This is a genomic window from Streptomyces sp. NPDC006193 (genome assembly GCF_040613915.1).
Taxonomy (GTDB): Bacteria; Actinomycetota; Actinomycetes; order Streptomycetales; family Streptomycetaceae; genus Streptomyces.
In genome coordinates this window covers 116,650-135,555 of sequence record NZ_JBEXTB010000008.1, presented here as the reverse complement: position 1 = coordinate 135,555, position 18,906 = coordinate 116,650, and the positions used below count along the sequence as shown (strand labels likewise).

The 18,906-nt window shown below is 72.3% G+C and carries 15 protein-coding genes; 11 read left to right on the top strand and 4 right to left on the bottom strand.

From position 1 onward, the window contains the following. Positions 1-5: 5 nt before the first annotated feature. Both ABZ261_RS11445 and ABZ261_RS11440 read right to left on the bottom strand, forming a co-directional pair. Complete coding sequence (locus tag ABZ261_RS11445) at positions 6-1,397, bottom strand: ABC transporter permease (RefSeq protein ID WP_356857799.1); 1,392 nt, start codon at positions 1,395-1,397, stop codon at positions 6-8. A 35-nt stretch (positions 1,398-1,432) separates the two neighbouring features. Further along, a complete protein-coding gene (locus ABZ261_RS11440) occupies positions 1,433-1,570 on the bottom strand; it encodes a hypothetical protein (RefSeq protein ID WP_356857797.1) in 138 nt (45 codons plus the stop codon). Between the two features lie 146 nt (positions 1,571-1,716). Between ABZ261_RS11440 and ABZ261_RS11435 the strand changes: the two genes are divergently transcribed. Next, on the top strand, positions 1,717-2,358 hold the full coding sequence (locus tag ABZ261_RS11435) for a TetR/AcrR family transcriptional regulator (protein ID WP_356857795.1): 642 nt from the start codon (positions 1,717-1,719) through the stop codon (positions 2,356-2,358). Here ABZ261_RS11435 and ABZ261_RS11430 read toward each other — a convergent pair. Next, entirely contained in the window at positions 2,318-3,337 is a 1,020-nt protein-coding gene (locus ABZ261_RS11430; RefSeq protein ID WP_356857793.1) for an acyl-CoA desaturase, read from the bottom strand. The two genes, ABZ261_RS11435 and ABZ261_RS11430, sit on opposite strands and share 41 nt — an antisense overlap. A gap of 38 nt (positions 3,338-3,375) precedes the next feature. Then, entirely contained in the window at positions 3,376-3,852 is a 477-nt protein-coding gene (locus ABZ261_RS11425; RefSeq protein WP_356857791.1) for an SRPBCC family protein, read from the bottom strand. A gap of 636 nt (positions 3,853-4,488) precedes the next feature. Here ABZ261_RS11425 and ABZ261_RS11420 point away from each other — a divergent pair. The 10 genes from ABZ261_RS11420 to ABZ261_RS11375 all read left to right on the top strand — a co-directional run bounded on the left by ABZ261_RS11420 (position 4,489) and on the right by ABZ261_RS11375 (position 18,860). After that, positions 4,489-5,676, top strand: coding sequence for a pyridoxal phosphate-dependent aminotransferase family protein (locus ABZ261_RS11420; RefSeq protein ID WP_356857789.1), 1,188 nt, complete (start codon positions 4,489-4,491; stop codon positions 5,674-5,676). A 429-nt stretch (positions 5,677-6,105) separates the two neighbouring features. Then, complete coding sequence (locus tag ABZ261_RS11415) at positions 6,106-6,882, top strand: SDR family oxidoreductase (RefSeq protein ID WP_356857787.1); 777 nt, start codon at positions 6,106-6,108, stop codon at positions 6,880-6,882. Between the two features lie 44 nt (positions 6,883-6,926). Continuing rightward, the gene (locus ABZ261_RS11410; protein ID WP_356857785.1) at positions 6,927-10,052 is read left to right on the top strand and encodes an amino acid adenylation domain-containing protein; all 3,126 of its coding nucleotides are present in this window, start codon (positions 6,927-6,929) and stop codon (positions 10,050-10,052) included. Beyond that, a complete protein-coding gene (locus tag ABZ261_RS11405) occupies positions 10,045-12,792 on the top strand; it encodes a beta-ketoacyl synthase N-terminal-like domain-containing protein (RefSeq protein ID WP_356857783.1) in 2,748 nt (915 codons plus the stop codon). The genes ABZ261_RS11410 and ABZ261_RS11405 overlap by 8 nt, the downstream gene beginning before the upstream one ends. A 5-nt stretch (positions 12,793-12,797) precedes the next feature. Further along, positions 12,798-14,423 carry an aldehyde dehydrogenase gene (locus tag ABZ261_RS11400; RefSeq protein ID WP_356857781.1) on the top strand — a complete coding sequence of 542 codons (1,626 nt, stop codon included), beginning with the start codon at positions 12,798-12,800 and terminating at the stop codon, positions 14,421-14,423. Beyond that, a complete protein-coding gene (locus ABZ261_RS11395; RefSeq protein ID WP_356857779.1) occupies positions 14,420-15,559 on the top strand; it encodes an acyl-CoA dehydrogenase family protein in 1,140 nt (379 codons plus the stop codon). Before ABZ261_RS11400 ends, ABZ261_RS11395 begins: the two co-directional genes overlap by 4 nt. Then, entirely contained in the window at positions 15,559-16,809 is a 1,251-nt protein-coding gene (locus ABZ261_RS11390; protein WP_356857777.1) for an aminotransferase class III-fold pyridoxal phosphate-dependent enzyme, read from the top strand. Before ABZ261_RS11395 ends, ABZ261_RS11390 begins: the two co-directional genes overlap by 1 nt. Before the next feature lie 31 nt (positions 16,810-16,840). After that, positions 16,841-17,380, top strand: a complete 540-nt coding sequence (locus tag ABZ261_RS11385) for an SRPBCC family protein (protein WP_356857775.1) — start codon at positions 16,841-16,843, stop codon at positions 17,378-17,380. Then, entirely contained in the window at positions 17,380-17,871 is a 492-nt protein-coding gene (locus ABZ261_RS11380; RefSeq protein ID WP_356857773.1) for a hypothetical protein, read from the top strand. The genes ABZ261_RS11385 and ABZ261_RS11380 overlap by 1 nt, the downstream gene beginning before the upstream one ends. After that, complete coding sequence (locus ABZ261_RS11375; RefSeq protein ID WP_356857771.1) at positions 17,868-18,860, top strand: DUF2156 domain-containing protein; 993 nt, start codon at positions 17,868-17,870, stop codon at positions 18,858-18,860. Before ABZ261_RS11380 ends, ABZ261_RS11375 begins: the two co-directional genes overlap by 4 nt. The last annotated feature ends 46 nt before the right edge of the window (positions 18,861-18,906 follow it).

Below are 18,906 nucleotides of genomic sequence, written 5' to 3'. Positions count from 1 at the left end.
TCACCTCACGACGACGGACGGGAAAGCGGCTCCGGTGCGGGGTGTGCCGCGGGACGGGGCGTCAGTTCGTGCTCGTGCGCACGCCGGTAGCCGCGCCGGTCGTAGAGGTGCGAGCCCAGCAGCCCCAGCAGGACGGAGCCGAGCGCGTACGCTCCCAGGACCAGCCAGGCGGTGGTCACCTGCGCGGTGTCACCGCCGTAGAACAGCAGGGACCGGATGCCTTCGACGACGTGGCGGGCCGGCAGGAGCTGTCCGAGGGCGTCCAGGCGCGCCGGCAGGGCCTCGGGCGGGATGGCGCCGCCCGACAGAGGGATGCCGATCAGCGTGACCAGGAGGAGGGCGAGGATCTGGCCGGGGGCGCCGAACACGGCGAACAGGGCGAGGGTCAGCAGGGTGACGGCGGCGCAGGCAAGGCCGCAGAAGACCACCAGCCGGCCGGGGGCCTGGGCGCCGAGATCGACGCTGGCGAGGCCCACCTCGGCGACGACGGCGCCGGCGGCGAACCCCATGACGGCGCCGACGACCGCCTTGGCGAGGAACGTCGAGGAGCGGGCGATCTCGACGACCGGCTTCAGCAGACGGCGTGGACCGACCTCCAAGGGAAGGTAGCCGAGCCGGGCATCGACGAGCATCGTCAGCAGGCTGGCCGGCAGGAGCCCGGAGATCAGCAGCGCCACGGTCAGATAGAGCGGGACGATGCCACCGGAGGACGCCGAGCCGGCGTCCGCGGGCTGCTGCTGCGCCGTGACCCGGACAGGATCGTCCAGGAGGGCGAGGAAGCCGGGGGTGGCGGCCGCGTTCTCGGGCCGGGCGTCGGCGCGCGCGGGGCCGGCGGCGCGGCGTGCGGTGGCCGCGGGGCCGGTGGCGGTCTTCTTCACCGTCTCGGCGCGGGCGACGAGTTGGGCGCCCAGCCGGGTGGAGGCCTTCGCCGCGGTCCCGCGCACGGCCTTGTCCGCCATCGAGGCCGCCATGCCGCCCACCCCTCGGTGGGTGAGCACGGTCAGCGCGGGCCGTTCCGCGGAGCTGCCCGCGGTCAGCAGGGAGAGCGACTTCTCGGTGAAGTCGCGGGGGACGTCCAGTGCGGCGTAGGCGTCCTGGTCGGCCAACGCCCGCTCCGCGTCCACCCGGTCGCCCACGACGGTCCACTCCACCCGGTTGTCCCGCGCGGCGGCGCGGGTGATGCCGCGGACCAGCTGTGCCCCGAGGTCGACCTTGGTGCCGTCCGCAGCCGTGACGCCCTCGTCCTCGGAGACGAGGATCAGCGGCAGCCGGTGCAGACGGCCCTCCGGGTCGGTGGCCGGGGCCAGATAGCTGACGGTGCTGAGGGCGGCCAGCACACAGCCCACGACCACGACCAGCCAGGCGCGTGGCTGCTTCCAGACAGTGCTGGCTCGCACGGCGGTCTCCTCTTTCGTGTTCGGGTTCGTCGTCATCACCGCGTCACCGCACCGCCGTCGCGCGGTCGGCCGCCCGGGTCGCCGTCCTCGGGCGGGGCGGACGCCCAGGGCCGGTGGACGTCGGCGCCGCCACCGGTGCAGGGCGGGAAGACGAGTCGGGCGGTCGGAGTCATGCGGTTCCCCCTGGGCGCTGAGCCGGACGCACGCGCACCGCCGCCGCGGCGAACGCAACGCAACGGTGCGTTGCAATCCTAGGGTCCGGATATGATCGACGCAACACAACGTTGCGTTGGCCTGTCGGGCCGGTGTGGAGGCGGCAGTGGTGGACAGCGGTGCGGCGCAGGCGCAGGCGCAGGCGCAGGCGCGGGCCGGTGGGCGGAGCGGCCCCCGCCGCAAGAAGGAGATCTTCGCGGTCAGTCTGGAGCTGCTGGCCGGGCAGGGTTACGACGCCTTCACCGTCGAAGGGGTGGCCCAGCGGTCCGGCGTCAACAAGACCACCATCTACCGCTGGTGGCCGTCCAAGTCCGAGCTCCTGCGCGACGCCCTGCTGCACTCCGGGACGCTCGCCTTCGACCTGCCCGACACCGGGAGCCTGACCGGTGACCTGACCGAACTGGCCGCCCGGGTCGAGGGGCTGCTCGCCGAGCCGCAGACGCGGGCGGTGGTGGAGGCCGCGCTGGTGGGCGCCGTACGCCATCCGGCCATGCGCGAGCTGGTGACCCAGTTCCTGGAGGACCGGCTCGGGCGCCACCAGCCGCTGTTCACCCGGGCCGTGGAGCGGGGCGAGCTGCCCGCCGACCTCGATTCGGCCCTGTTGGTCGACGCGGTGGCCGGTGCCCTGTGGATCCGGTTGCTGGTGCGGCGCCGGCCGGTGTCGGAGGACTTCACCGGGCAGTTGATAGCGCTGCTCGCCGACGGGATCAGCGCGGCGCGGGAGCGGGCCGGGCGACGGCGCGGGTGACCTCGTCGAGGTGGGCGAGGACCTCGCGGTAGGAGCGGGCGGCGCCGACCTCGTAGTAGGGCAGGCCGATCTCGGCGCAGTACTCCCTGACCAGCGGTCGGCAGCGACGCAGGTGCGGCCGGGGCATGGTGGGGAACAGATGGTGTTCGATCTGGTGGTTGAGGCCGCCGTAGAAGAAGTCGTGCAGGCGGGAGCTCAGGATGTTGCGGGAGGTCAGCACCTGGCGGGCGAGCCAGTCGGGTTCCGCGCCGTCGTGCACCGGCATGCCCTTGTGGTTGGGGGCGAAGACACAGCCCAGGTAGACGCCGAACAGGCCCTGGTGCACCACCACGAACAGCACGGCCGGCAGCGGGGAGAGGGTGGTGAACACCACGACGCCGTAGGCGATCGCGTGCGCTGCGAGCAGGGCGAGTTCCCATCGCGGGCGGCGCACCACCCCGCGCCGGATGGCGATGACCGAGCCGATGCGCAGGCCGAGCGACTCCAGGCACAGCAGCGGGAAGAACAGGCCTGCCTGGTGGCGGATGACGAAGGCGCGCAGGCGGGAGACGCCCTCGGCCTGGCGCGGGGAGAAGGCGACCACCCGGCGCAGGATGTCCGGGTCGAGGTCGAGGTGGTTGGGGTGGTTGTGGTGGCGGGTGTGGTGGCTCATCCACCAGCCGTAGCTGAAGCCGAGGGCGAGATTGCCGTGCAGCAGTCCGAGGACCTCCATGGCCCGCCTGTTGCGGGTGACCTGGGCGTGGCCCACGTCATGGCCGAGCAGCCCGGTCTGGCCGTAGGCGAAGGCGAGCAGGGCGGCGCAGGCGAGCTGCCACCAGGAGTCGCCGACCAGGGCGAACACGGTCCAGGAGCCGGCCAGCAGGGCCGTGTTCGTGGCGAACTTGGCCGCGTAGTAGCCCCGGCAGGGGGTGAGCAGGCCGGCGGTGCGTATCCGTTCCTTGAGCGGTGCGAAGGACCGTGCGTCCGTCGTGAGGTTCATGAGCCGCGCTGCCTCTCGGTCGTTCGTCTGTCTGTCGGTCAGCCCGCGAGTGCCTGCTGCAGCCGTCGCAGCGTGGTACGCATGCCGGCCCGGTTGGCCGCCGCGCGCGCCTCGGGGCGGGTGCCGGTGAACACCAGGCCGAGCACTTCCGTGACGCGGGCGCCGGGACCGCTCCGCAGGTCCTGCCAGTACTCGGTGACGCGGGTCCTCTCGCCGTCCGGCTCCAGCCGGTAGCCCCACAGGGCCACGGGCAGGCCGAAGGTGCTGACCCGGAAGGCGAACTCGCGGGGCGCTTCGGCCACGGTGACCCGGCAGGTCGTGAACCACACCAGAGGGCCCTTGCGGTTGAACCCCACGAATCCGGTCCCCTCGCGCGCCGTCGTGCCGCGATGCCATACGTAGAAGCATTCCGGGCTCCATTTCCCCATGTTCCGAAGGCGGGACAGGGCGGCGTAGACCTCCGTGGGGGGCGCGTCGACGACGATGCTCTCCTGCACTTTCCACTGGCGTTCCACAGGGTTCTCCCAGGTGGTTTCTGAATTCGATGGAAGGAAAAGAGAGGCGGGGCCGGACCCGGCGGACTGTAATGGCATACCGGCCGACGGTGCAATGGTTGAAACGGAGCCCACGACTCCCTTTCTTCAGACTAATTGAACGACGAACCATTCATCAGGACGTCACTTGACTCGATCGGATCGCAACCGTAGCTTGAAACGAGTCGGATCGTTCTGAAGTTCGGTGCAGGTGGTCGCCACCTTGCCGTTCTCGCACGTCAAAGACGTACCCACGGGGGTGGTGCGTCCAGGTCGGCACGTGTCGACCTGTGACGTTTTCCCTCGTGGTCGAACCGGGGGGATACATGAACAAGATCGCGAACGCGGTCGGCAATGCACTCTGTGACATCGCGTCCGTCCTTCAGCTGCTCTGGAACAGCTGGGACCGCGCCGGCCGATGAGCGGATTCCGCCCCAAGTCAGCGGAACACGATCCAGGACCTCTCTCTCATGCCTCCGAAGGGTCGGCAACGGCGCCGCCGCGGGAACTCACGACCGTGTCCAGCATCCTTCACATGGTCGTCCGAGAGATGGAATTGCATATTCCGCGACCGAGTTCGTCCACACCTTCCCACGACCTTCGAAAAGGTGGATGAGAGTGACTCTCCTCATACAGAAATGCGCCTCCTACACACGGGCGCGCGACGCCAGGAACGCCGGCCTCTACCCCTACTTCCTCAACTTCGACGGGCGGGACGCGGGCGTCGCCCGCATGGCCGGCGGGCGCGAGGTCGTCATGTGCGGCTCCAACGACTACCTGGGGCTCAGCACCGACCCGCGGGTCGTCGCGGCCGCCGCCGAGGCCTCGGCCCGGTACGGCGCCGGGTGCACCGGCTCCCGCTTCCTCAACGGCAACCTCGACCTGCACGACCGCCTGGAGCGGGAGCTCGCCGACTTCTTCGGCAAGCCCGCGGCGCTGGTGCTGACCACCGGTTACCAGGCCAACCTCGGGGCCGTCGCCGGGCTGTGCGGCCCGGGCGACCTGATCCTCATCGACAAGGAGGCCCACGCCTCCCTGATCGACGCCGCCCGGCTCAGCCGCGCCAAGATCCAGTGGTTCGCGCACAACGACACCACCGACCTCGCCGAAAAGCTGCGACGCACCGATCACCGCGGCGGTGTGCTCGTCGTGGTCGACGGTGTCTACAGCATGGAGGGCGATCTCTGCCCGCTGCCCGAACTCGTGGACGTCTGCGAGGAGTTCGGCGCCACCCTGCTCGTCGACGACGCCCATGGCGCCGGTGTGCTCGACAAGGGGCGCGGCACCTGCTCCCACTTCGGTCTCACCGACCGGGTCCCTCTGATCACGCTCACCTTCTCCAAGGCCTTCGGCTCCATCGGCGGCGCGGTCCTGGGCGATGAGGAGGTCATCGACTACCTCCGCCACAACGCACGCTCGCTGATGTTCTCCGCGAGCGCCAGCCCCGCCAACACCGCCGCCGCGCTGGAGTCCCTGCGCATCCTGCGCGACGAGCCCTGGCGGTGCACGGCGGTGGCCGACAACGCCGCGTACATGCGCCGCGAGCTGACCGCGCTGGGTTACCGGGTCGGGTCGAGCGCCACCCCCATCGTGCCCGTGGACACCGGCGACGACCTGGCCACGCTGCACGCCTGGAACCTGCTGATCGAACAGGGGGTGTACGTCAATGCCGTGCTCCCCCCGGCCGCCTCACCCCGGCTGCGCACCAGCTACACGGCCGTGCAGACGCGCGAACACCTCGACCGTGCGGTGGCCGGTTTCGCGGCGGTGCGGGAGCGGGTGCTGGGACTGTCCGTGGCGGCCTGAGACCGCCGACCGGGGCGGGGGTGCGCGTCAGGACGAGGCCGCCGGGCCGGGCCGAACGCGTCAGGCAGCGCTGATCCGACTGCCGCGGACGGGTCGGCTCGCCGCAGCCGGGTTCGCCGGCCTGGAGGGGTCCGCCGGCCAGGAGGGGTCCCCCCGCCGCGACCGGGTCCGGGTCACCGGAGCCGGTGCCCGCCCGACCGAGGCCGGGTGCGCCCGGGACGGTGGAACCGCCCCGCACGACCCCAGCCCACGCACCCGAGTGCCCGCACGGCTGAACCGCAGCCACGACCGTTCCTCGCCGCGCGACTCGTCCGTCCATGACGATCCGGGCGCCACCACCGATCCGCCCGGCACCCCGGTCCGCGCCCCACGAGCGTCCTGGACCGGCCCACCACACCCGTCCCACCCGCCAGACTGGGAGTCACCGCCATGCCCACCGCCCTCGTCACCGGAGCCACCGCCGGACTGGGCAGCGCCTTCGCCCGTCATCTCGCGGCACGGGGCTACGACCTCGTCCTCGTGGCACGTTCCGAGACCGACCTCAAGGAACGTGCCGAGGACCTGCGCGAGCAGGGAGTCGACGTCGAGACCATCCCGGCCGACCTGACCAGTGACGAGGGCTGCGCCGCGGTCACCGAGCGCCTCGGGGCCGCACCTGCCGTCGATCTGCTCGTCAACAACGCCGGCATCGGCTACGAACGGCCCTTCCTCGCCACCGGCATCGCCGCCGAGGAGCGCCTGCTCGACCTCAACGTCCGCGCCGTCCTGCGGCTGACCGACGCCGCCCTGACCGCGATGACCGAGCGCCGCGCCGGATCCGTCCTCAACGTGGCCAGTGTCGCCGGACTCGGCCCGGCCTGGCTCAGCTCCACCTACCCGGCCAGCAAGGCGTGGATCATCGCCTTCACCGAGTCCCTCGCCTCCTCGCACCAGGTCACGTCGGCCGGGGTGCGCATGACGGCCCTGCTGCCCGGCTACACCCGGACGGAGTTCCACCAGCGCGCGGGAATCCCCACCGGTTTCCCGCCGCCCTGGCTGTGGCTGAGCGCCGACGACGTGGTCCGTACCGCCCTGGAGGACCTCGAGAAGGGCAAGGTCGTCAGCATCCCCAGCCTCCGCTACAAGATCGCCGCGTGGGGCCTGCGCCATCTGCCGCGCAGGCTCGCGCTCACCGTCGCCTGGGACATCAGCAAGCCGGCCCACTGACCAGCCCGTGAACAACGAAGAGACGGACGAAGAGAGACAAGTGCATGACTGAGTGCCGTTCAGCAAGGCCGGCCACTCCGGCGCAGCTCAAGCTCCACACCCACACCCAGCTCTTCACCAACAACGCGGCCTTCAACCTCGCCGGCGCCTACCGGATCACCGGCGAGGTGGACATCGACCGGCTGCGCACCGCGCTCGCCCGGCTCGGCCGTGGCATCCGCGCCCTCAACACCGTCTTCGAACACCACGGAGGACAGGTCCTCGCCGTGCACCGGCCCGGACCCGAGCCCCGGGCCGAGGACATCCCGCTGATCAGGCTCAGCGGCGACCAGCGTGCGGAGGTCGCCCGGCGACTGGCCGAGCGCGCCGACACCCCGCTGCCGCCCGACGCCCCGCGGCAGTACATCTTCACGCTCTACCAGGACGACCACGCCGTCTACGCGGCCCTGCTGTTCTCGCACATCGTCCTGGACGGCTACTCCTACTTCAACTTCATCGCCGAGCTGGAGCGGCTGTACGCCGACCCGGACGCCGAACTCTCCCCCTCCACCCAGGACGACCCCTCCGGCCTGGTCGCCCCGCTCACGCCGCGCCCCGACGCGGTGGCCTTCTTCCGCAAGCAGCTGGAGCACCTCACCACCTTCGGCGACGACCGTCTCCAGGGCCGCCGCGCCCCCGACGGAGGCATGCTCGGCGAGGAGCGGCGCCTGCGCCTGGACGCCGCCACCAGCGACCGCATCCGGCAGCAGGCCAAGGAGCTCGGCTGCACGCCCTTCTCCTACTTCCTCGCCGCCTATCTGGTGACCTACGCCCGCTGCACCGGCGGCCGCCGACTGGTCACCGGGCTGCCCCTGGCGGGCCGTCGCGGACTGCGCCAGAAGAAGGCGTACGGCTACTACGTGAACACCCTCCCGCTGGCCGTCGACCTCACCGAGCACGACACCTTCGCCGACCTGTGCCGCTCCGTCCAGGCCACGACGACCGGCATGCTGCGCCACCAGAACTTCGACCTCGCCGCCGCGGCCCGCGAGGTCTGCCCCCGGGCCGTCGGCGGCATCCTCAGCACCGACAGCACCTTCACCTACTACAAGGAGCCCCTCCAGTTGCGTCTGGCGGGCTGCGAGGTGGAGTGGCTCATCCAGCCGCGGCGACTGGTCAAGTACCCGCTGTCCATGAACGTGGAGGACTTCGGCCGCTCCTTCACCGTCAACGTCGAGTGCTCGCACGAGCAGTGGGCCACCGACCCGCTGTCCGTGATGCGCACCGTCCTCGACACCGTCCGGGACGATCCGGCCATCGCCGTCACCGGCATCCCGGCGCTCTCCCCGCAGGGCGAGGCCGCGCTCGACCACTTGGTCAACCCGCACAGGGCGCGCCCGGCGTACGCGGTCGACCGGTCGCTGGACGCCTGGTTCGGCAAGATCGCGCACCGGTTTCCCGGCCGCACGGCCGTCACCGCGGGCGAGAACCGGCTCACCTACGCCGAACTCGACGAGCTGTCCGACCGGATCGCCGCCCGGCTGGTGCGCGAGGTGCCCGGGCAGCACGTGGGCATCGCCATGCGCCGGGGCACCGCGCTGGTCGCCGTGATCCTCGGTGTCCTCAAGGCCCGCAAGACCTACGTACCGCTGGACCCCGGCTCGCCCGCCGCGCGCATCGAACAGATCCTGCGCAGCTTCCCCGACGGCCTGCCCGTCATCGAGGACGAGGCGCGCCGGCAGAACCTCGGCGCCGCGGCCCTGAACGCCGGCGACCTCCTCGCCCCCGGCCCCGCCGGACCCGTGCCGCGGCAGCCGGCGGACCCGGACGCCGACGCGTACGTCATCTTCACCTCCGGATCCACCGGCCGCCCCAAGGGCGTCCAGGTGACCCACCGCAACGTGATGCGGCTGATGCGCTCGACCGAGGAGCACTTCGGCTTCGGGCCGTGTGACGTGTGGAGCCTGTTCCACTCGTACGCCTTCGACTTCTCCGTCTGGGAGATCTTCGGCGCGCTGCTGTACGGCGGACGCCTGGCCGTCGTCCCCGAGACCGTCGCCAAGTCACCCGACTCCTTCCGCGACTTCCTCACGCGTGAGCAGGTCACCGTCCTCAACCAGACGCCGTCCGCCTTCGGCCAGCTCATGAAGGTGCTGCGCCCCGAGGACCGCGACGCCCTCGCCCTGCGGTACGTCGTCTTCGGCGGCGAGGCGCTGCGGTACGCGGCCCTGCAGCCCTGGTTCGAGCTCATGGGGCGCCGCACCCGGCTGATCAACATGTTCGGCATCACCGAGACGACCGTGCACGTCACCCACCACCCGGTCACCGAGCAGGACGCGCAGTACGAAACGGCCTCCGCCATCGGACGGCCGCTGTCCGACCTGACGGTGCGTGTCGTCGACGAGGACGGACACCTCTGCCCGCCGGGCGTGCCGGGCGAGATGATCGTCGGCGGCGCCGGTGTCACCCGCGGCTACCTGGCCCGCCCCGAGCTGACAGCCGAGCGCTTCCCGGTGCACGACGGCGCGGTCGTCTACCGCTCCGGGGATCTCGGCCTGGTCCGCTCCGACGGCACCCTGGTGCATCTCGGACGCATCGACAAGCAGGTCCAACTGCGCGGCTTCCGCATCGAACTGGGCGAGGTCGAATCGGCGCTGCTGTCGCTGCCCGGCGCCCAGGAGTGCGCGGTGCGTCTCGACGCACGGGACGCGGACCATCCCGCGCTCGTCGCCTTCCTCGCAGGCCGTGGACTGCCCGGCGACGCCGCGGTGCGCTCCGTGCTGCGCCGGCTGCTGCCGCCGTACATGATGCCGTCACACCTCGTCCGGGTGGACGCGCTGCCGCTGACCGTCAACGGCAAGGTCGACGAACGGGCCCTGCCCTGGCCGCCGTCGGCCACCGACACCGTGCCGCGGCCGGCCGCGGCGGACTCCGCCGCCACCGCCGAGTCCGCCTCCACCGTCGACGCCGTCGGGGACGTCTGGCGCAGCGTGCTGCCGGCAGCGAGGTTCGGGCCCGACGACAACTTCTTCGACATCGGCGGCTCGTCCATGCACGTCGTCGAGGTGCACCGGCGGCTGCAGCAGCGGCTCGGTGTCGACGGCCTGGAAATGATCGAACTCTTCACGCACACCACCACGCGGCAGCTCGCCGCCCACATAGACGCCATACGGGGGACCACGCATGACTGACCAGCCCGATCCGCTCACCGGCCCGATCGCCGTCGTCGGCATGGCCGGCCGGTTCCCGGGCGCCGCGAGCGTGCCCGAACTCTGGGAGCTGCTCCTGGCCGGACGCGAGGCCGTGCGGCGCTTCTCCGCCGAGGAGATGACGGCCGCCGGAGCGAGCTCCGCGGACCTGGACGCACCCACCCGCGTGCCCTACGGCGCCGACCTCGCCGACGCCGACCTGTTCGACGCGGACTTCTTCGGCGTCACCCCGCGTGACGCCGGCCTGATGGATCCGCAGCACCGGGTGTTCCTCACCTGCGCCTGGCAGGCCGCCGAGGACGCGGGCCTGGTCACCGGGGGCGGGGCGAACGTGGCCGTGTACGCGGCCGGGAGCCTTTCCACCTACCTCCTCTTCAACGTCCTGCGCTCGGCCGAGCACGCGGACGGCGCGCTGACGTACCCGGTCCTGCTCGGCAACGACAAGGACTTCCTCGCCACCCGCGTCGCCTACAAGCTCGGCCTGAGCGGCCCCGCGTTGACGGTGCAGACGGCCTGCTCCAGCTCCCTGACCGCGGTGCACCTGGCCTGCCGGGCCCTGAACGACGGCGAGGCGGATGCGGCGCTGGCGGGAGGCGTGAGCATCACCTTCCCGCAGACCGCCGGCTACGACTACCAGGAGGGCGGCATCCTTTCCCGCGACGGGCACTGCCGGGTCTTCGACTCGGAGTCGTCCGGCACGGTCAAGGGCAACGGCTGCGGGGTCGTCGTCCTCAAGCGGCTGGCCGACGCGCGCCGTGACGGCGACCGGATCTACGCCGTCATCCGCGGCAGCGCCCTCAACAACGACGGCTCGGCCAAGATCGGCTTCACCGCACCGGGCACGGCGGGGCAGCAGGCCGTCATCCGCAGGGCGATCGAGGTCTCCGGGGTCCCGGTCGCCGACATCGGCTACATCGAGTCCCACGGCACCGGCACGGCGGTCGGTGACCCACTGGAGCTGAGCTCGCTCGCCGCCGCTCACCGTGCCGCCGGCACGCCCGCCGAGGGCGCCCTCATCGGCAGCCTCAAGGCCAACCTCGGGCACCTGGACGCCGCCGCGGGGGTCACCGGACTGATCAAGGCCGCGCTCGTGCTGCACCACCAGACGGTGCCGCCGCAGATCAACATCGGCGAGCCCAATCCGTTCCTGCAGCTGGACCGGCTGCCGTACGAGGTGCCGCGCGCCGCGGTCCACTTCGACGCCGAGCCGCTGCGGGCCGCCGCAGTGAGCTCGTTCGGGATCGGGGGGACGAACGCCCACTGTGTCCTGGCCCAGGCGCCGGCCGCCCCGCCCGCCGGCGAGGAGCACACGGCGACGCCGTACCCGATCGTCCTCTCCGCACGCGACGCCGACGCCCTCACCGACCTCGCCCGCCGACTGCGCGCCCACCTCGGCGAGCACCCCGGGATCCGACTCGTGGACCTCGCGCACACCTTGTCCGCAGGCCGTACCCGGCACGCGGTGGTGCACACCTTCACCGCCGGGGACCTCGCCGAAGCGCGGGCGGGACTCGACGCGCTGATCGCCGACGGCGCCAACGGGGAACTGCCCGCCGACGACGCCCCGTTCCCCCTCGCCCGCAAGATCTCCCTGCCGGGCCACCCCCTGCGCCCCCGGCGCCACTGGATCGAGCCGGACACCCCCCGGCCGGTCCCGCAGCAGCCGTCCACCGAGCGGCTGCCGGGCGCACCGGCGCCGGGCTCCGTCACCACCGCGGCGGAGTCCGGCGCCGACGACGGCGTGCTGGAGCAGGTCACCGCCGTACTCGAGGAGCACCTGGGCGTGCGCGGGATCGCCCCGGACGACGACTACCACGACCTCGGCGGGGACTCGCTGCTCGCCGTCGAGATCGTCAGTGCCCTCCGGAACCGTGTCGGCGTCACCCTGGACCTCGACGCCTTCGGCACCCTGCGCACCCCGAGCCGGATGGCCGAAGCCGTGCGCGCCGCCCGGGCCGGGGCGCCCGCCGGAAGCGGCCTGGTCACCGTTCGCGAGGGCGACGGCGCACCCCTGTTCCTGGTGCACCCCGCGGGCGGCACCAACCTGCTGTACGTCAGGCTCGCCGAGGCCTCGCACTCCACCGTCCCGCTGACCGCCCTGTCCTTCCCCGCCGCCGAGGCCGGCCGGCGGCCCGCCACCCTGCGCGACCTCGCCGCCCTGTACGTCGAGCGGGTCCGGTCGGTGCAGCCCCACGGCCCCTACCGGCTCGGCGGCTACTCCTTCGGCGGCAACGTCGCCTTCGAGATGGCCGTTCAGCTCCAGGCCGCCGGCGAACGGGTCGAACCGGTTCTGATGCTCGACACCCATGTGCCCGAGAGCTACGTCGGCGGGCGCCTGAGCCCCGGGGAGTTCGACGCGGCGTTCGACGTGCTGTCCGAACAGACCTCCCTGATGCGCGGAGTCGACGTCGACGTCCTGCGCGAGGAGGGGTTCCTGACGATCTGGCAGGCCAACCACGACATGCTGAAGACCTACTACCCCGACCGCCCCTTCGACGGCGACATCCTGCTGCTGCAGGCGGAGGAGTCCGAGCCGGAGGAACTGCTCGACGCCCTGCGCATCAATGTGCGCGACAAGTCGCTGTGGCAGGAGCACATCACCGGCAGGCTGCGCATGCAGAAGGTGCCCGGCCACCACTTCACGATGTTCGAGGACGGCGAGCGGATCACCACGCTGGCCGCCGCCTTCGACGACGCCGTCGCCCGGTACGGGAAGCGGTGAGGCCCGTGCTCAGCTACGGCTCCTACCTCGGCGGCACCGAACAGCCCGGGCAGCAGTGGATCTACACCCTGCGCGCCTCGGCCATGCTGGACGACTTCTTCGGCGCGATCCGCCTCAAGCGCGGCCTGGAGCGGGGCCGCGTCTCGCTCGACGAGGCCGGCACCGACGTCGTCGGCCGGTGCGCCACCGCCGACGCCGACGACATGAACGCCGCCCTGGAACTCGCGGCCGGCGCCGCGCGGACCTGGTCGGCGGCGCCCCTGGAACGCCGCATGCGGGTGGTGGAGGAGTTCCACGACCTGGTGCGCACCCACCACGACACGCTCGTCGACCTGATGATCGCGGAGGGGCACCCGAGGGCCCTGGCCCGCTGGGAGGCGGCCGGGATGCTGGCCAACACCGGCGCCGCCACCCGGTCCTTCCTCGCCGGACAGATGCGACACACCGCCCAGGACGGCCCCCGCACCCTCCAGGTCCGCCGGGTCGCCGACGGAGTCGTCTGCCTCAACCCGCCGCAGAACGCCACCGTCGCCAACGCCCTGCTCGGCATCTGGGCGCTCGCGGCCGGCAACGCCCTCGTCGTCCGCGCCCCCCGCAGCGCGCCCCTCGGCGTGATGTACGCGCTGCGCGAGCTGATCGCCCCCGCCCTCGAACGGGCGGGGGCCCCCGCGGCCGCCCTGTCGGTGCTGTGCTCCGACGCCCGCGGCACCCTCGACCAGTGGCTCGCCAGCCCCCTGGTCGACGACATCATGTACTTCGGCGGCAGCGAGCAGGGCATCGCCTTCGGCGCCGAGTGCGTCGCCCGCGGCAAGAAGCCCGTCCTCGAACTCGCGGGCAACGACATCTGCGTCGTCTGGCACGACGCCGACCTCGACCTGGCCGCCGAGGCCCTCGCCGAGGCCTTCTACGGCTCCGGGCAGATCTGCATGGTGCCCAACTGCGCCGTCGTCCACCCGCGCATCGCCGGCGAACTCCTCGCCAAGCTGCGGGAGCGGGCCGCCGCGATCAGGCCCGGCCCTCCGGAGGCCCCCGACGCGCTGCTGTCGCCCGTCCTGCGCCCCGACAGGTTCTACGACGTCCTCGGCCAGGCCACCGAGGCGGGCGCCGAGCTGGTCTGCGGCGGCCGCCGCCTGGACGTGCACGGGCGGCCCGACGACACCCGGGGGCTCTTCCTGGAGCCCACGGTGCTGCGCGTGAACGGTCTGAAGTCGGCTCGCGACCTGGACGCCGTCCGCCATGAGACGTTCTTCCCGCTGCTGCCCGTGGTCGTGCCCGAGGAAGCCGACGAGGCCGAACTCCTCGTGTCCGTCGCCGACTTCGTCAACACCAACGAGTACGGGTTGCGCAACTCGCTGTGGTCCGGCAGCGAGCGGACCGTCGACGCCTTCCTGCGCATGATCCGCAACGGTGGGCTGCTCAAGGTCAACGACTCCCACATCGGCTTCCTGCCCCTGCTGCCCACCCACGGCGGCACCGGACTGACCGGCGGCCCGACCGGCGAGGCCAACTACCCGATCCTGCGCACCTCCCACCTGCAGGGAGTCAGCGTGGCCCGGGGAGTGCGGCCCGGCGCGGCGGTCTTCGCCCAGGCCGGGCCGGACGACGTCGACGTACAGGAGGTGTCCGCGTGACGCGCGGCATGGACAGCGCACGCGCGACGTGCGAGAAGTTCCTGCCGGGGCTCGCCGAAGCCCTGGCCGAAGTGCCCCTGATGGAACTGGAGTCGTCCGGCAGCCCCGGCACGGAGCTCTTCCGCCGGCACGGCGGTCCGGGCCTGCTCGTGCCCACGCCGTACGGCGGAGCGGGGGCGAGCGCGCTTCAGGCGGCGCGGGTGTCCCGGGCGCTGGGCGCCCTGTCGCCCTCCCTCGGCGTGGCCACCGCGATGCACAACTTCTCCGTGGCGAGCCTCGTCGCACTGGTCGCCTCCGCCGATGCGAGCGGCCTGGAGTGGCTGGTCATCGAGGGCATCGCCCGCGACCGGCTGCTGGTCGGCTCCGCGTTCGCCGAGGGCCGTACCGGCGCGGGCGTCCTCGACTCGGGCGTTGCCGCGGTGCCCGTCGACGGCGGCTACCTGGTCAGCGGCAGCAAGAAGCCGTGCAGCCTGTCGGCGTCGATGAACCTCATCACCGCGAGCGTCGCCCTGCCCGCCGAGGACGGCGGCACCGAACTCGGCGTGGCCCTGGTGCCCGCCGACTCCCCGGGCGTCTCCCGCCGCCCCTTCTGGCAGGCACCCTTCCTGGCCGGCGCCGAGAGCGACGAGGTCGTCCTGGAGGAGGTGCACATCCCCGAGGAGCTGATGCTGCGGCCCCAGGTCGAGCTGGGCACGGGCCTCGACACCTTGCAGACCGTCGGGTTCGTGTGGTTCGAGCTGCTGGTCACCAGCGTCTACACCGGTGCCGTGGCCCGGCTCGCCGAGAGCGCCCTGCGCGCCGGCAAGGGCAGCGCCACCGACCGGGCGGCGCTGCTGACCGGGGTGGAGGCGGCGATCGGCCTGGCGGAGAACGTGGCCCGGATCGTCGACGAGCACACGGTCGGCAACGACGAGCTCGCCACCGTCCTCACCGCCCGCTACGCCGTGCAGGAACTCCTCGTCTCCGCGGCCGACCGGGCCGCCGAACTGCTGGGCGGCCTGGCCTTCGCCACCACCCCCGATGTCGGCCACCTGCTGGCCGTCAGCCGTGCCCTGGCCTTCCACCCGCCCTCGCGGGGGGCCACCGCCCAGGCGCTGCTCGACCACCACGACGGCGCACCCCTGCGGGTGCGGTGATGGCGGGCACCGAAGGCCGGGAGATCGCCCGCCTCTACAAGCGGCACCTCAGCCAGGGGCGCGGAAAGCTCGGCGAGATGTTCGGCGGACAGGTCGAGGTCGCCTCCGCCGGTTCCTGGGTGCGCACCGAGGACGGGCGTGCCTACCTCAACTGCGGTGGTTACGGCGTCTTCCTCGCCGGCGCCTGCCACCCCCGGATCGTCGCCGCCGTGGAACGGCAGCTGCGCACCCACCCGTTGGCGACCCGGCTGCTGCTGGAGCCGCGGGCCGCGCACGCTGCGGCCGCCCTGACCAGGGTGGCGCCGACGGGCCTTGCGCGGGTGCACTTCACCAACTCCGGGGCCGAGGCCGTGGAGACAGCCCTGAAGCTGGCCCGCACCCGGGGCCACCGGCGCATCGTGTCGACCTCGGGCGGCTTCCACGGCAAGACCCTCGGCGCCCTTTCCGCCACCGGCAAGCCGTTCTACCGCGATCCCTTCACCCCCCTGCTGCCGGACACCACGCATGTGCCCTACGGCGACGCGGACGCGCTGCGCGAGGCGCTGGGCGCCGACGCCTCCGACACCGTCGTGGTGGTGGAGCCCGTGCAGAGCGAGGCGGGCGTCCTGGTGCCTGCCGAGGGCTACCTCAAGGAGGTGGCGGCGGCCTGCGCCGCCTCCGGCGCCTTCTTCGTCCTGGACGAGGTGATGACGGGCCTCGGCCGCCTCGGCGAGTGGTGGGGAGCCGACCGCGAGGGCGTCACCCCCGACGTGCTGCTCGTCGGCAAGGCGCTCAGCGGCGGCGTGGTCCCGGTGGCCGCGGCCGTCGCCACCGCCGAGGCCTTCGCGGCCTTCGACCGTGACCCGTTCCTGCACACCTCCACCTTCTCCGCCGCCCCCCTGGCCATGGCGGCCGCCGAGGCTGCGATCGGCGTCATCGAGGACGAGGGGCTCGTCCAACGCGCTTCCGTGCTCGGCGGGCGCATCCTGACAGCTCTCCGGTCCACCGTGGCCCGCCACTGCCCGCACCTGGTGCGCGACGTCCGCGGCCTCGGCCTGCTCATCGGTGTCGAGTTCGAGGAGGCGGGCCTGGCGGGGGAGTTCCTGCTGGAACTGCTCGCCCGTGACGTGATCGCCAACCACTCCCTCAACGCGCACACCGTCGTACGCCTCACCCCGCCGGCCGTGCTCGACGAGCCCGAACTGGACCACCTGGACGACGCGCTCGACGGGGCCTTCCGCTCGCTGGCCCAGCGCTTCCCGGCCGCGTAGTCCGGTACCCACATCGGAAAGGACCCACCCCATGCGTTCGGTGGAACTGCTGTACGGCGACACCCGCCTGTCCCCTCACGAAGCCTACGAGCGGGTGCGCGACTTCGCCCGTTACCCGGACCTCGTCGACACGGTCCGCTCCGTCACCGTCCACCCGGCCGGATCCGGCTCACCCGTCCTCAGCGACTGGGAGGTCGACTTCCGCAACGGCGTCCTCGCGTGGAGCGAGGAGGACGTCTTCGACGACCGGGACCTGTCCATAGTCTTCCGCCAGACCGAGGGGGACTTCGAGTCCTTCGACGGCCGGTGGGACATCGCGGCCGGGCCGCACGGCACCGCGCAGGTCCGCTTCGCCGCGACGTTCGACTTCGGCCTGCCGAGTCTGGCGGGGATCGTGGATCCGGTGGCGGAGCGGGTGTTGCTGGAGACGATCGAGCACATACTGCGCACGCTGCTGGCGGAACAGGGGCGGCAGGACACCGCAGACGCCGAGGAGCTCCCGGGAGCGGAGGCCCTGCGGGCGGCGGGCAGCGAGCCGTCGGCCGAGGGCGCCGGCGGAAGGGCGGCGTGATGGATGCCGTGAACCGCTTCGAGACGCCCGCCACCTTCGGGCTGCTGCGCGCCGAGTACTGCGTCGGCCTGGCCCTGAGCACGGGCCTGTTCCTGTGGCACCTCGACCAGGTGCGCTGGTCGGTCGCCCTGGCCCTGTTCGCGTACATCGACGTCATCGGCTACCTGCCCGGCGCCCTGGCCCACCGCCGCGCGGCCGGAGGCCGAATCCCGCGCGTGTACTACGTCCTGTACAACACCATGCACAGCTGGCTCACCGCCGGAGCGGTCGTCGCCCTGTGGGCCTGGCTGGTGCGTCCGGAATGGGCCCTGCTCGCGGTCCCCATCCACCTGTGCGGCGACCGCGGGCTGCTCGGCAACTTCCTCAAGCCCTTCGCCGTGGCCTTCGAGCCGAAGCCGCATCCCGCGTTCGCACGGCTGGAGAGCGACCTCGAGTCCGACCCCGGCGTGGGGCGTTCACGCGGGGCCCGGGCCGCCCGGTCGGCGACATGAGCGCCCCGGCCCGGGCGCCGGGCGCGCTCGACGTCCTCAGGGAGCACGCCGACCACCCGAGCGCCTTCCTCGCGGTCAACGCAGGCACCTGCCACTACCGCAGCGACACAGTGCCCGGAATCGTCGCCCACCTGCCCGGTCGGCGCCACCACATCCAGTTCGCCGCCCCCTTCGCCCCGAAGTCCGCGCGCGGCGACCTCCTCGACGACTATCTGCGGCATCTCGGCCCAGGCGCCGTGCTGACGGCCGTCCAACTCCGCCGGGCGGACCTGCCGCTGTACATCCGGCGTGGCTTCGCGGTGAACCAGATCGGCAGTTCGTACGCCATCGACCTGGGCCGTTTCACGCTCCGCGGCAGACGACCGGCCAAGATCCGCCAGAACGTCTCCCGCGCCCGTCGAGAGGGAGTGACGGTCGTGGAAGCGGGCCCCGACGACCTCGCCGACCAGCGATCCCTGGACGACATCGACCGGGCCTGGCTGCGGGCCAAGGGCCGGCACGTCAAGGAGCTGTCGTTCCTGGTCGGCGAACGCGGCGGCCCGGGAAGGGCCTTGCGCCGCACCTTCCTCGCCCGTCGGCACGGGACCACCGTCGCCTACATCACCTACTCGCCCGTCTATGGCAGCCGCCCGGGATGGCTGTACGACCTCACCCGCCGCTCACCGCAGGCCCCGGTCGGCACGATCGAACTGATCAACCTGACGGCGCTGACCGCGTTCGCCGACGAGGGCGCGCGCTGGCTGCACCTGGGCCTGACCCCGTTCGCCGGACTTGACCAGGACCTCGAACCGCGAGCCGCCTCACCGCTGCTGACGCGGGCGCTGCGGCAGGTGGCCCGACACGGCGCGGCACTGTATCCCGCCCGCACCCAGGAGGCCTTCAAGCTCAAGTGGGCTCCGCATGTGATCGAGCCCGAGTACGCGGCTTTCCAGGACCGGGTCCGGGCAGGGGCCGTATGGCATCTGCTGCGGGCGATCAGCGCTGTATGAACCCCCACGACCACCGAGACGGACTCCCGGCACGAAATGAGGACCA

Coding starts and splice junctions, on each gene's coding strand:
- ABZ261_RS11390 (WP_356857777.1), top strand. CDS start 15,559: ATGGCGGGCACCGAAGGCCGGGAGATCGCCCGCCTCTACAAGCGGCAC.
- ABZ261_RS11385 (WP_356857775.1), top strand. CDS start 16,841: ATGCGTTCGGTGGAACTGCTGTACGGCGACACCCGCCTGTCCCCTCAC.
- ABZ261_RS11375 (WP_356857771.1), top strand. CDS start 17,868: ATGAGCGCCCCGGCCCGGGCGCCGGGCGCGCTCGACGTCCTCAGGGAG.
- ABZ261_RS11410 (WP_356857785.1), top strand. CDS start 6,927: ATGACTGAGTGCCGTTCAGCAAGGCCGGCCACTCCGGCGCAGCTCAAG.
- ABZ261_RS11405 (WP_356857783.1), top strand. CDS start 10,045: ATGACTGACCAGCCCGATCCGCTCACCGGCCCGATCGCCGTCGTCGGC.
- ABZ261_RS11440 (WP_356857797.1), bottom strand. CDS start 1,570: ATGACTCCGACCGCCCGACTCGTCTTCCCGCCCTGCACCGGTGGCGGC.
- ABZ261_RS11430 (WP_356857793.1), bottom strand. CDS start 3,337: ATGAACCTCACGACGGACGCACGGTCCTTCGCACCGCTCAAGGAACGG.
- ABZ261_RS11380 (WP_356857773.1), top strand. CDS start 17,380: ATGGATGCCGTGAACCGCTTCGAGACGCCCGCCACCTTCGGGCTGCTG.
- ABZ261_RS11415 (WP_356857787.1), top strand. CDS start 6,106: ATGCCCACCGCCCTCGTCACCGGAGCCACCGCCGGACTGGGCAGCGCC.